The following is a 12,307-nucleotide window of genomic DNA, read 5'->3' as shown; positions in this document are numbered from 1 at the left end:
GTGTGCCGTTTACAGCCCGCCCCGCGCGATGAGCTGGCGCACGATCACATTGCGCTGGATCTCGTTCGTGCCCTCACCCACGATCATCAGCGGGGCGTCACGGAAGTAGCGCTCCACGTCGAACTCGGTGGAGTACCCGTACCCGCCGTGGATGCGCACGGCGTTGAGCGCCATCTCCATGGCCGTCTCGGAGGCGAACAGCTTGGCCATGCCGGCCTCCATGTCGACCCGCTCCCCCGCGTCGAACAGGCGGGCCGCGTACAGGGTGAGCTGGCGCGCCGCGGTCAACTTGGTCGCCATGTCGGCGAGGTAGTTGCCGATCGACTGGTGCATCCAGATCGGCTTGCCGAAGCTCTCCCGCTCCTGCGCGTAGCGCAGCGAGTCCTCCAGCGCCGCCCGCCCGACGCCGAGGGCCCGGGACGCGACCTGGATCCGGCCCGTCTCCAGCCCCTTCATCATCTGGGCGAAGCCCCTGCCCTCCACGCCGCCGAGCAGCGCGGTGGCCGGCACCCGGTGGTCGTCGAAGGACAGCTCGCAGCTCTCCACGCCCTTGTAGCCGAGCTTGGGCAGGTCGCGGGAGACGGTCAGCCCCGGCCCGTGCTCGACGAGCAGGATGCTCATCCCCTTGTGCGTCGGGTCGGCCTGCGGGTCGGTCTTGCACAGCAGCGCGATGAGCTGGGACCGGCGCGAGTTCGTGATCCAGGTCTTGGCGCCGTTGACCACGTACCCGTCGCCGTCGCGCACGGCGCGGGTGCGCATGGCCTGCAGATCCGAGCCGCCACCGGGCTCGGTCAACGCCATCGTGGCCCGGACCTCGCCGGTCGCCATCTTCGGCAGGTACCGCTGCTTCTGCTCCTCGGTGCCGAACGCCAGCAGCAGCTTGGCGACGACGGTGTGGCCGCCCATCGCGCCGGCCAGGCTCATCCAGCCGCGGGCGAGCTCCTCGGTGACCAGCACGTAGCACGGGGTGGAGACGGGTGCCTCGCCGTACGGCTCGGGAATGGCCAGCCCGAAGATGCCGAGCTGCTTCATCTTCTCGATGAACCGCTCCGGGTACTCGTTGGCGTGCTCGATCTCCCGTACCGCCGGCTTGACGTCGGTGTCGACGAAGTCGCGGACGGTCTCGACGACGGCACGCTCTTCCTCGCTGAGGTCTGCCAGGATGCTCACTGTTGTGTTCACTCTCTTCGACGAAGGGTCAGATCACGCCGGCGGCGCGCAGGGTGTCGATGTCGTGGGCGGACCGGCCCAGCTCGGCGAGGATGGCGTCGGTGTGCTCGCCGGCCGCCGGGACGGGGTCCATGCGGGGGTCGACGCCGCTCAGCGTGGCCGGCGGCAGCAGCGCCGGCACGGTGGCACCGGGGATCGTCACCGGCCGCCACCGGTCACGGCCGGCCAGGACCGGGTGGTCGACGAACTCCGGGATCGACCGCACCCGCGCGTTGGCGACGCCGGCGGCGTCCAGCAGGGCATGCGCCTGCTCCCCGGTCAGCTCGGTGAACCGCTCGGCGACGATCGCGTTGAGAGCTGCGCGGTTGGACACCCGGGCGGAGCCGGTCGCGAAGCGGGGGTCCGTGGCGATGCGGGCGTCGCCCAGGAAGCTCGCGCACAGCGACCGCCACTCGCGCTCGTTCTGGATCGCGAGCAGGACCACCGCGCCGTCGGCGGCGGTGAAGGGACCGTACGGGGCGATCGTCGCGTGCTGCGCGCCCAGCCTCGGCGGCTGCACGCCACCGTGGGCGGTGTAGTACGCCGGTTGGCTCATCCACTCGGCGAGCGACTCGAACAGGGAGATCTCGACCGCCGGTGCGCGGCCCGTGGTCGCGCGGGTGTAGAGCGCGGTCAGGATGCCGGAGTACGCGTACATGCCGGCGGAGATGTCCGCGACGGAGATGCCCACCTTGACCATCTCGTCGGGCAGCCCGGTCACCGACAGCAGCCCGGCCTCGCACTGCACCAGCAGGTCGTACGCCTTGCGGTCGGACCACGGCCCCTCGTTGCCGTAACCGCTGATGTCGCAGACCACGAGCCGCGGGTACCGCTCGTTGAGGGTCGGGGCGTCCAGCCCGAGGCGCCGCGCCGCGCCGGGGGCGAGGTTCTGGACGAACACGTCGGCGCCGGCGAGAAGCTCCGCGACGATCTCCCGGCCGGCCGGCGACTTGACGTCGAGCGTCACCGACTCCTTGGAGCGGTTGAGCCAGACGAAGTAGCTGGCCTGGCCGTGGACGGTCTCGTCGTAGCGGCGGGCGAAGTCCCCGCCGCCGGGACGCTCCACTTTGATCACACGGGCCCCGAGGTCGGCCAGCTGCCGGGTGGCGAACGGCGCCGCCACGGCCTGTTCGAGGCTGACCACGGTGATGCCGTCGAGCGGCCGCGGGTTTCCGCTCATGCGTGGCTCCTCAGCTGTTCGCTGAGCAGCTTGCCGGCCGTGGACCAGTCCGGTGTGGACAGCAGGTCCGGCACGCCGGGGCCGCAGTCCGCGAGCTTTGCCGCCAGCTCGGCGTCCGCGGGCGGGCGCGCCGGCGAGCCGGGCGGGTGCTTCATCGACCCGGTCACCACCTCGCCGGAGTCCAGCGCGATCTCGATACCGACGTCTCCGTCCAGCAGCCAGTCGCCACCGGGGGCCGGGTCCACCCGTACCTTCTCCATGAGCGCCCGTGCCGCCGGGCGCCGGACCGCCCCGTCGGTGAAGGCGGCGAAGCCCGGATAGTCGTCCAGCAGCGCGGTGGCGACGGAGTACGGCAGGCTGAACTTCCCCTCCAGCCCCGTGTCCGGCCGGTCATGGATCAACGGGTGGATGGTGCCCGCCGGGGTGCGCACCGTGATCGCCGTGATCCGGTCCGGATCGATGTCCGCGCGCTCGCGCATCTCGCGTACGGTCGCGATCGGCCGCTGCATGGCGTAGCAGCACGGAAAGACCTTGATCGCGAGCCCGCCGGGCACCGCGGGGCCGGACAGGCCGACGGCCTGCGGGTCGCCGCCCACCAGGCCCATCCACTGGTCGAGCGCGGTTGGGTCGGCGCTGGCCCCACGGGCGGCGAGCCGGGCGGCCCGCACTCCCGCCTCGGCCGCGAACCCCACCTGCAACGACTTGCCGTGGGTGCCGAAGGACCGCTGCACGCCGCCGGCCGCCGGTACCGCCAGCGCGATGGCCGAGGCCAGAGCCCGCTCGGACAGGCCGAGCGCGATCCCGGCGGCGACCGCCGCCGCCGGCGCCCCGGCGGTGCAGGTGGCGTGCCAGCCGGCCGTGTAGTGCCGCCAGCCGAGCGCCGCACCCAGCCGCGCCATCACCCCGGCCCCCGCCAGGTAGGCGCGCGCGTCCCCACCGGCGGCCAGCACGGCCGGGACGATGACGACGCTGATGTGCGTGGTGGACTCCATGTGCAGATCGTCGAAGTCCAGTACATGCCCCATGGCCGCCCAGCGCGCGGCGTCGGGCAGCTCGGCCGCGATCGGACCCAGCGGGTGGGCGCGCGCGGCCAGGGTGACGGCGACGGTGTCGGTCAGCGAACGCTGCGCCAGCGCCAGGTCGTCGTCGGTCGGTGTCAGGGTCGAGGCCCACCTGGCCAGGGATTCCGCGGTGCTGGGCATGACGCCTCCGAGGTCCGGCGTGGATCGTCGTAACGCGCTCCATCGGGCTCGCTGCACCTCGACGTCAGCTACGACTCAGATTTGTACGGCCATATTAGGGAGGCCGGTGGTGCCGGTCAATGGAGTCGATTTCTAGCCCCTGAAGGGGTTACGAGCCGCATGATGACGATTGACACCGGACCAACGGAGCACCATGATTCCGACATTGGCAGGCCAAATTGAGGGCCCGCCACGGCCACCTCCCGCGGCACCGCCATGTCCATGCGCCGCCACGCCCGCGCCCCGCGGATGGAAGCGAGGTCTCCCATGACCCGGTTCGACCACCCCCCTCCTCCCCGCCGATCCTGCCTGTCCGTACCCGCCTCGGACCACCGCAAGCTGTCCAAGGCCTGGACCTCGGGCGCGGACGAACTGGTCTGGGACCTGGAGGACGCCGTCGCGCCGGCACACAAGGACGAGGCCCGGCGCGCGGTGCTGGCCGCCCTGCGCGAGGCCGGCCGGCACGGCGCGCGGATCGCGATACGGGTGAACGCGCCCCGGACGAAGTGGTGCCACCGTGACCTCCAGGAGCTGGCGGCCTCGCCGGTACCGCCGTCGTCCATCGTGGTGCCCAAGGTGGAGAGCGCCGGCGACCTCGCCTTCGTCGACCGCCTCCTCGACGGCGTGCGGGCCGAGGCGGGGACGAACGCGCCCATCGGCGTACAGGCGCTCATCGAATCGGCGTCCGGGGTGGCGAACCTGCGCGAGATCGCCACCGCGACGCCCCGCCTGGAGTCGCTGATCCTGGGCTACGCCGACCTCGCCGCCTCGCTCGGCCGCTCCGGCGCCACGGCCGGCGAGCCGGCGTCCTGGCTCGCGATCCAGGACGCGGTACTGGTGGCGGCGCGCACCAACGAGCTGCAGGCGATCGACGGCCCCTACCTCGGCGTCGACACCGGCTCCGACTTCGCCGCCGCAGTCGGCCACGCCCGCGACCTGGGGTTCGACGGCAAGTGGGCGATCCACCCGCGTCAGGTGGCGGCGGTGAACGAGGCCTTCTCCCCCACCGAGGAAGAACTGGACTGGGCCGCCGCCGTCCTGGACGCCCTGAGTGGGGCCGGCGCCGTCGCCCTCGACGGGCAGATGCTCGACGAGGCGGTGGCGGTGCGGGCCCGCCGGCTGCTGGCCAGGAAGGTGGGTGCGCGGCCATGACCGCCGAACTCGTCGTCGGTGGACCGTACCTCGACGACCTGCGGGTCGGGGACGTCTTCGACACCGCCCCAGCCGTGACGCTGACCGACGGGCTCGCCGCCGCGCACCACGCGATCGTGGGGAGCCGGCTGCGGCTCGCCCTGGACGAGCGGCTGTCGCGACGGGTGACCGGTGGCGACCAACGGTTCGCCGACCCCGCCCTCGTCTGGGACATCGCGATCGGACAGTCCACCCTGGCCACCCAGCGGGTGCTGGCGAACCTCTTCTACCGGGGTTTCGCCTTCGGACGGGCCCCCTCGATCGGCGACACCCTGTACACCAGGACCGAGGTGGTGGGGCTCAAGCAGAACCGGTCGCGCCCGACCGGCCTGGCGGCGCTGCGGATCACGACCACCGACCAGGACGGCCGCACCGTCCTGGACTTCTGGCGCTGTGCGATGCTGCCGCTGCGGGATGCCCGGGCGCAGACCGGCCACGCCGACGACCTGTCCGGCATCGGGACGCCGCCGGGCCCGGCGGTGCTGGCCGGTGTCACGGCGGGCTGGGATCTCGCCGGCTTCCGCGACCACGTCGCCGGCCCGCACTTCGCCGATCTCCACGCCGGTACCACCTGGCGGATCGACGGCGGTGACGTGGTCTCCTCGGCGCCGGAGCTGGCCCGGCTGACCGGCAACCTCGCCGCCGTCCACCACGACCGGACCGCCGCCGAGGGCGACCGGCGGCTCGTCTACGGCGGGCACACCATCGGGCTCGCCCTGACCCAGGCGACCCGGGCGCTGCCGAACCTCGTGACCGTCGTCGGCTGGCACGGCTGCGACCACACCGGCCCGGTCCACGAGGGCGACACGCTGTTCTCCACCGTCACGGTGGAGAACACCGAGCCGCTGCCCGGCGGGGGCGGGCTGGTCCACCTGTGGTCGCTGGTACGGGCCAGGGAGTCGGCCACCGACCATGCCCGCGACGTACTCGACTGGCGCTACGTCGCCGTGCTCGCCTGAGGAGGATCACCATGCAGCATTGGCACGGGTACGAGGCGACGCCGACCGGGTGGGGGCGCTCGGTGGCTACCATCGGCATGTTCGACGGGGTGCACCGCGGCCACCAGGCGCTCATCGGGCAGGCGGTGGAGCGCGCCCGCCACCTGGGGCTGCGGTCGGTCGTCGTGACCTTCGACCCGCACCCCGCCGCGGTAGCGCGCCCCGGCTCGTACCCGGCGATCCTCACCCACCTGGAGCGCAAGGCCGAACTGATCGCGGCGCTGGGCGCGGACGGGCTGTGCGTCATCCCGTTCACGCCGGAGTTCTCCCGGCTGCCCGCCGAGGAGTTCGTCCGCGACGTGCTCGTCGGACACCTGCGCGCAGCCTGGGTGGTGGTGGGCGAGAACTTCCGGTTCGGGCACCGGGCGGCCGGAGACGTGGCCCTGCTCGACCGGCTGGGCCGGACGTTCCGGGTGGAGGGCGCGCCGCTGGTGGTGGCGGACCGGACGACCTTCTCCTCCACGTACGTCCGGTCGTGCCTCGCCGCGGGCGACGTCGCCGGGGCGGCGGCCGCGCTCGGCCGGCCGCACCGGATCGAGGGCATCCTCGCCCCGAGCGGCCGGGCGAACTGCCACCCCACGGCGGTCCTGCGGTGCGACCCCCGCGCGGCGATGCCGGCCGACGGCGTCTACGCCGCCCGGCTGGCCGGCCCGAGCGAGAACCTCCCGGCGGTCGTGTCGATCGACACCCGATCGGACCTGTCGGGGCCGGAACGCCGGATCGAGGTGCGGCTGCCGGATGTCGGCGGTCACCTGCACGGCGAACGGCTGGGCCTGGACTTCGTCGCACGGCTACGGCAGACGACCCAACGTGGCGCGGTCGGGTCACCGATTCACCAGTCGGGACAGGATGCGGTGGGCATGCGCGCCGTGCTCTCGTGATCAGATGCGTCCGGCGCGGTGCTGGGGGATCGTCGCGCCGGGGGTGGCCGGGCGTACGCTGACCTGCGTGGATCAAGAAGAGCGTATCGCCCTGTTCCTCGACTATGAGAATCTGGCGATCGGTGCGCGCGAACACCTTGGTGGTATGACGTTCGACCTGCGGCCCATCGCGGATGCGCTCGCCGAGCGGGGGCGGGTGGTGGTGCGTCGGGCGTACGCCGACTGGTCGTACTTCGATGAGGACCGCCGGATGCTCACCCGGTCACACGTCGAACTCATCGACATACCGCAGCGCATGGGCGCTTCGCGTAAGAACGCCGCCGACATCAAGATGGCCGTGGACGCCTTGGAGCTGGCCTTCGAGCGTGACTACATCTCGACGTTCGTCTTCGGTACCGGCGACAGCGACTTCACTCCGCTGGTGCAAAAGCTTCGCGAACTCAACAAGCGCGTCATCGGCGTCGGCGTGGAGAATTCGACCTCGGCACTGCTACCGCCGGCGTGTGACGAGTTCCTCTACTACGACCGTCTGGAGGGTGTCGAGGTCCCATCGGCGCCTATCCGGCGAGGCCGTCCGGCCCGTGTCCCGCAGGCAGAACCACAATTGCCGGAGCAGGAATCCCAACCCCAGGCGGCCGCGGACGGATCCGGCCGCGATGCCGACGGGCTCGCCGCCCTCGTCGCCCAGACCGTGGCCGGTCTCCAGGGCAGTTCCAGCGGTGCGGTGACCGCCTCGACGCTCAAGCGGACCCTGCTCAGGAAGGACCCGACATTCAACGAAGCCGACTATGGGTTCCGCGCCTTCGGGGAGCTCTTGCGCCACCTCGCCGCGCAGAACGTGGTCGAGCTGAGCGAAGGCCCCGCCAGGGGCGACCTTGAGGTGACGCTCCCCGAGCAGGGCGACCGGGAGGAGGCGTTCAACCTGCTGCGCTCGGTGATCCTCGACCTGGCCGGCCGCGATGGCTCGGTGCCGCTGTCCGGCCTCAAGAATCAGCTGCGCAAGGTACGGCCCGACTTCGGCGAGAAGAAGCTCGGCTACCGCAGCTTTCTCCAGTTCTGCAGGGCGGCGGCGACCACCGGAGCTGTCGACCTACGGTGGAGTGCCGACGCCGACGACTACCTGCTCACCGCCGAGACAGGAAGCTAGGTGCTGCCCCGCATCACCCCGCAGCCGTCTCCGACCGATCGGGCGTTGCCGCCTACCCGGCCGAGCTGTCCGCCCGGCCACCTGGAGTCGAGTGCGCTCCCGTGCGATTGGGTGGCTGGCAACGCTGAGTCGCCGCCACCTCAGGGCAGCGGGACGACGTAGGAATCCACGCGGGCGATAAGCCCGTCGCGGAACGTGAACAGGTCGTTGAAGGCGAACCGGAACCGCCCGTGGTCGACGCTGACGCCGCGGCCTTCGCCGGTGGTGACGACGACCGGGCCGTCCTCGTGGATACGCTGGACGTCGAGTTCGGGGCTGCCGGTGAACGCCGGATTCTCGATCTCGCCGTCGAACTCCGCCTTGCCGCAGGTGGTCCGGTGGCCGTGGATGACCCACTCGACGTCGTCGGTGAGGGTCGCGAGGATTCGCTGGTGGTCGCTCGTCCGGAATCCTTCGAAGTACTCCGCGACGAGATCGCGCTGGGTCTGCTGCGTCATGGCGTTCTCCATCCGAGCGTGGCATCGCAATGCCGCAGGTGTGCGGCGAGAGCGTCGAGGATCGAGGCGAGCCCGTCGGCCGCTTGGGCGGTCCGGAGCTCAGGGGGAAGCCGACGCTGGTGGACCGTGAGATCCGTGCCGCCGCCGGCGGGGCGGACGTTGACGGTTGTGCGGAGGCCGGTGACGGGCTCGTCGAACACGAGTTCATGCGGGGCGGCGACGCTGACGTAGACGAACCGGAGCCGGCGGGTCGCGCCGTCCGGCGCGCGGGTGTCGAGCGTGAACTCGCCGCCGGGACGCAGGTCGACGGTCACGGACTCAGCGGGCACGGTGGCGTGCGAACCGCCCCAGAACGCCGCGATGCTTGCCGGCGAGATGAAGGCGGCCCAGACGAGTTCGGGTTCGGCCGGGAGGTGGCGCTGAGCGATCAGTTCGTCGCCGCGGAGCTCTGAGCTGGCGGTCAACGGACCGCTCCGTCGTCAGTGAGGTGCTGCTCAAGGGCGTCGAGCCGGTCGTCCCAGGCGCGGCGCTGGTCGTCGATCCACGTGCCTAGCAGCGCCAGCTGATCGGCCCTCAGCCGGCAGGGGCGCCTGGTGCCCTCGCGCCGCTGCTCGACCAGGCCGCACCGCCGCAGCACGCCGACGTGGTGGGAGATCGCCTGTGGGGTCAGGTCGAACGGTTCAGCGAGCTCTCCCACCGTGGCGTCACCCCGCGCGAGACGAGTCACCAAGGCGCGACGGACGGGGTCGCCGAGAGCAGCGAAGGCCGAGTCGAGGTCTGGGGCGGGTGCCACGAGCGAGGGAGGCATGGCTTCATGCTAACGCAAATTGTCATTTGCGCAAGCCGTCTTTTTCAAAGGTAAGCTTGTGCCAGCCTGCGCCGAGCAGCACCGGTGCACTGCGACGAGGCGGCGCAGCGGGGGAATTGGAGCCGGTGGGCCTGTGCCCGGCCCGAAGCTCCCGTGATCAGAGTGCAGCAGACGCCGCAGCGACCAGTACCACGCCTGGGCAACGCATCCACGCCGGCATCGCCTACGCCGGCCGCACCGTCACCGTCGAGACCGCCGACGCCACCTTCCGCGCCCACGACCGCGACGAGCTGATCATCGAGGTCCCGCGCACGACACGCTTCAAGGCCCACAAACCCGAACCCCGACGGCGACCGGCACCAGCCGCCACTGCATCAGGGACACTGCCAATCGTGAACCGCCTCAGCCCCAGCACGATCGAAGAGATCGAGGGCGTTCGGGAACCCGATCCAGGTCCCGACGCCACTGCCCTCGTTCGGCGTTGCCTGACACTTCGACGAAAGCCGCTATCCGAGTTCACCACCGAGGACCTGCGGATCTTGCTCGGTCAGCAGATCGCCGTACCGATCCTGGTTCCGATGGCCGCGGCGGTCCTGGCCGACGATCCCCTTGCCGAGGGCGACTACTACCCCGGCGACCTGCTCTACACCGTGCTCCGGCTCCCGGACAAGCAATGGCACGGCGCCGAGCGTCACCGTGAACGACTGGTCGAGGTACTGCGCACGACGCCGCTATCGAGCGAAGGCGCTCCCGCCGACCTGCGTCGTGCCGTCGCCGCGTTCATCGGAATCCCCCAGACCGAGCGTCACGAACCGTCGGCCTGAAGTCGGTACAGGCACCTCACCATCCCAAGAACTCAAGATCGTCCAGCCGGACGTGTTGGGGATCAATCGACGCTGATCAGGAACGCATCAACCGGAGCCCGACCCTCAACGTCGGAATCATGGGGTCGTCAATGGACGAAGCTCTATATTGTGAACCGTCGATGCATTGTCACGCCTGACGGCAACCATGACGGCAACGCAGACGAACGGCCACGCCCTTCAGCACCCACCGCAACGGCGGAGACACACTCCGCAACGAGAATCACCACGGTGACACCAGCCCTTTTTCACACTCGGTCGATGTTGGCACCGTAAGTCTGACCCAATTCTTCAACCAGACGCACGCCAGCGTAACTCACGATTCCACGATTCCACCATTCCTGCCCGGAAGCTCCCAGAAAGACATCGGGGCGCAGGATCTTACGGAACTTTGCATCTATCTCTAGAACTGCTCGCCGCAGGTCATCCAGCTCAGGAAAACGAGCAAGTATAGGCTCTCGCAACGCGCGCTCCAGGCCATCACGCGCAGTCAAGTCGTTGAAGTAATCCTCAGCGTCACCTTCATAGCTACGGATACAGGACTCCACGAATATCGACCATCGCGCCAGAAGCGCCTCGGGCTCGCAGTCCCGCCAGCGTCCCGTGTCGCGCATGAACTGCGCGAACACCCGAGCGAAGCTCGCATCACCTGCCGTCATCGAGCGGCCTCTCGTGCGAAGTATGCCGCTGGGTCGTCAGGACACAGCAAGGAGGAACCCGAACAGCTCCCAGGAGAAGACGCTACGCGGGCAGCTGGTCCAAAACTGCTTCACGAAATCAAGGCGGCCCGGAACGGGCCGCACGCGCCGCCGGCTGGGCGCCTGGCCGCCGCTGCCGCTGTCGCTCCGCGGCGGTACGCCGAACGCCCGCCGTCTGGCGCGGATAGCAGAAAGCCCTCAGGGCCGCCGACGGATGGGCAGCGCCGAGGGCAGCTGATCTGGGTGGGCCGGCAGCCGGCCGGTGGCAAGCTGAACGCGCGGCGCAACTGGCACGCCGGGCCGTAGCGCGAGTCGCGGACCGTCGGCGCGGTGGTTGCGATGGGCGTCCCCCGACGCCTGACTCTCCTCGCCACTCGGCCGGCGTCAAGGGCGCTTCGCGTCGGCTACGCCGATGGCCTACGGCCACCCTTGACCCCGGCCGGGCAACGAGGACCTCAGCACCTATCCGGGGACGGGGCAGTCCGACCCCGCCGCACTTTGACGGCCACGGCGACGGCAACGGAGGCAAACAACGAGCACCTTGCACAAGTGCCCGCCACCCTCCGTAGCCACGACACCAACCCCACCTTATGCAAGCCCCCGAACGGTGGATCGCATTATCAATCGGAGAAACTAAGCCCGAATAGCCGCAACAGCCGATCCGGACACTATCCGTAATAGCCGGGAACGGCAACAAGAGCCGCCTCGAAATATCTACCATCCTCGTCATCTGGCCCCTCTGGCAGCACCGACCGCCACAACGAGAGGAGGAGTTCCGGCGCGAGCACCCGCATGCCGTCGTCTTCGACTTGGATCGGCGCAATCTCCGAAAGTCGACGTATTACCTCTTCAGCCGGAAAGTCGAAAACTGCGATGTCACGGTAAAGAACGGTGACATCGCGGCTCGGCCCGTACACCTCCACGGCCTCCACATTTCCGTCTCGGCCACGCCCCACAGATACCGACAGCCCCGACTCGAAGTCGGCAAAGCCAGCATTAACACGCTCGCCTGGCGCGGGTGGCCGATATCCCTCGAGCGAGTGGAGTACGCGTTCAGCCTCCGCGAAGGGCATGCCAATCCTGATGGGACCGGCCGCACGGAGTGGGCCGAGGACCAAATCCATCCCTACTCCTTGCACCCATGCAACGTAGCCATTTCGGAGCAAGTCACGAAACGACTATTACATTAGAATCCAGAAATAGTCGGTACTTCCTCAGCCCGCCCCCACGTCACTACCCTCGGGAACACCTCACCAAATCGGCGAAGCGAGTCGTCATCAACTTGCAGGTCAACTTCGATGTCCCGATCGAGGCCTAGGATGTCAGCAGCGCCCGGCTTCAGTTTGATGCTCAGTCGAGCACCTTCCAGCGCTACAGCCTCCAAACCACCGTAGTGGGTCTTTCCATCACCGGTAGTGAGACAGTAGGTGTCCCATCCCAGCTCGGTTTCTTGTTCATTTGGCTCATAGGTTGGGCGCTGAAAGAGCAGGGCAAATCCGGTGCCGTCTTCAAATTCCGAGAATCCAGCTTCCAGGACTTCGTCATCATCGTCCTGTTCACCGCCCATTGCACGTGCGGTCAGTTGAGTTGTCAT

At 69.6% G+C, this 12,307-nt stretch carries 14 protein-coding genes; 5 read left to right on the top strand and 9 right to left on the bottom strand.

Going from position 1 to position 12,307, the window contains the following annotated elements; translation table 11 throughout:
- Positions 1 to 9: 9 nt before the first annotated feature.
- Genes Pme01_RS14380 through Pme01_RS14370 form a run of 3 tightly spaced genes read right to left on the bottom strand, consistent with a single transcriptional unit; the run spans position 10 to position 3,591 of the window.
- Complete coding sequence (locus Pme01_RS14380) at positions 10 to 1,170, bottom strand: acyl-CoA dehydrogenase family protein (protein WP_168117751.1); 1,161 nt, start codon at positions 1,168 to 1,170, stop codon at positions 10 to 12.
- A gap of 28 nt (positions 1,171 to 1,198) precedes the next feature.
- The gene (locus tag Pme01_RS14375) at positions 1,199 to 2,389 is read right to left on the bottom strand and encodes a CaiB/BaiF CoA transferase family protein (protein WP_168117752.1); all 1,191 of its coding nucleotides are present in this window, start codon (positions 2,387 to 2,389) and stop codon (positions 1,199 to 1,201) included.
- Positions 2,386 to 3,591, bottom strand: a complete 1,206-nt coding sequence (locus Pme01_RS14370) for an MmgE/PrpD family protein (protein WP_168117753.1) — start codon at positions 3,589 to 3,591, stop codon at positions 2,386 to 2,388. The genes Pme01_RS14375 and Pme01_RS14370 overlap by 4 nt, the downstream gene beginning before the upstream one ends.
- A 306-nt stretch (positions 3,592 to 3,897) precedes the next feature.
- Here Pme01_RS14370 and Pme01_RS14365 point away from each other — a divergent pair, with 306 nt between their 5' ends.
- Genes Pme01_RS14365 through Pme01_RS14350 form a run of 4 tightly spaced genes read left to right on the top strand, consistent with a single transcriptional unit; the run spans position 3,898 to position 7,847 of the window.
- Positions 3,898 to 4,782, top strand: a complete 885-nt coding sequence (locus Pme01_RS14365) for an HpcH/HpaI aldolase/citrate lyase family protein (protein ID WP_168117754.1) — start codon at positions 3,898 to 3,900, stop codon at positions 4,780 to 4,782.
- Positions 4,779 to 5,780, top strand: coding sequence for a MaoC family dehydratase (locus tag Pme01_RS14360; RefSeq protein ID WP_168117755.1), 1,002 nt, complete (start codon positions 4,779 to 4,781; stop codon positions 5,778 to 5,780). Before Pme01_RS14365 ends, Pme01_RS14360 begins: the two co-directional genes overlap by 4 nt.
- Before the next feature lie 11 nt (positions 5,781 to 5,791).
- On the top strand, positions 5,792 to 6,700 hold the full coding sequence (ribF, locus tag Pme01_RS14355; protein ID WP_168117756.1) for a bifunctional riboflavin kinase/FMN adenylyltransferase: 909 nt from the start codon (positions 5,792 to 5,794) through the stop codon (positions 6,698 to 6,700).
- A gap of 43 nt (positions 6,701 to 6,743) precedes the next feature.
- Positions 6,744 to 7,847, top strand: a complete 1,104-nt coding sequence (locus Pme01_RS14350) for a PIN domain-containing protein (RefSeq protein ID WP_239088225.1) — start codon at positions 6,744 to 6,746, stop codon at positions 7,845 to 7,847.
- A 140-nt stretch (positions 7,848 to 7,987) separates the two neighbouring features.
- On the opposite strand, the gene Pme01_RS30985 is transcribed toward Pme01_RS14350, so the two are convergent.
- From Pme01_RS30985 to Pme01_RS14340, 3 genes are read right to left on the bottom strand one after another with little or no spacing between them, the layout of a single operon-like run.
- Positions 7,988 to 8,344 carry a nuclear transport factor 2 family protein gene (locus tag Pme01_RS30985; RefSeq protein WP_168117757.1) on the bottom strand — a complete coding sequence of 119 codons (357 nt, stop codon included), beginning with the start codon at positions 8,342 to 8,344 and terminating at the stop codon, positions 7,988 to 7,990.
- Entirely contained in the window at positions 8,341 to 8,808 is a 468-nt protein-coding gene (locus Pme01_RS30980; RefSeq protein ID WP_168117758.1) for an SRPBCC family protein, read from the bottom strand. The genes Pme01_RS30985 and Pme01_RS30980 overlap by 4 nt, the downstream gene beginning before the upstream one ends.
- Positions 8,805 to 9,152, bottom strand: a complete 348-nt coding sequence (locus Pme01_RS14340) for an ArsR/SmtB family transcription factor (protein ID WP_168117759.1) — start codon at positions 9,150 to 9,152, stop codon at positions 8,805 to 8,807. The genes Pme01_RS30980 and Pme01_RS14340 overlap by 4 nt, the downstream gene beginning before the upstream one ends.
- Before the next feature lie 125 nt (positions 9,153 to 9,277).
- On the opposite strand from Pme01_RS14340, the gene Pme01_RS30975 reads away from it, so the two are divergent.
- Positions 9,278 to 9,976 carry a contact-dependent growth inhibition system immunity protein gene (locus tag Pme01_RS30975; protein WP_239088224.1) on the top strand — a complete coding sequence of 233 codons (699 nt, stop codon included), beginning with the start codon at positions 9,278 to 9,280 and terminating at the stop codon, positions 9,974 to 9,976.
- 287 nt (positions 9,977 to 10,263) lie between these two features.
- Here Pme01_RS30975 and Pme01_RS14330 read toward each other — a convergent pair whose 3' ends face one another.
- The 3 genes from Pme01_RS14330 to Pme01_RS14320 form a co-directional block, all read right to left on the bottom strand.
- Positions 10,264 to 10,644, bottom strand: coding sequence for a hypothetical protein (locus Pme01_RS14330; RefSeq protein ID WP_168117760.1), 381 nt, complete (start codon positions 10,642 to 10,644; stop codon positions 10,264 to 10,266).
- Between the two features lie 737 nt (positions 10,645 to 11,381).
- The gene (locus Pme01_RS14325) at positions 11,382 to 11,837 is read right to left on the bottom strand and encodes a hypothetical protein (protein WP_168117761.1); all 456 of its coding nucleotides are present in this window, start codon (positions 11,835 to 11,837) and stop codon (positions 11,382 to 11,384) included.
- A 62-nt stretch (positions 11,838 to 11,899) separates the two neighbouring features.
- A complete protein-coding gene (locus tag Pme01_RS14320; protein ID WP_168117762.1) occupies positions 11,900 to 12,307 on the bottom strand; it encodes an Imm10 family immunity protein in 408 nt (135 codons plus the stop codon).

It is taken from the genome of Planosporangium mesophilum, assembly GCF_016863255.1.
GTDB classification, from domain to species: Bacteria; Actinomycetota; Actinomycetes; order Mycobacteriales; family Micromonosporaceae; genus Planosporangium; species Planosporangium mesophilum.
Note: the sequence above shows the minus strand (reverse complement) of the source record. Positions and strands in the feature narration are given on the sequence as shown.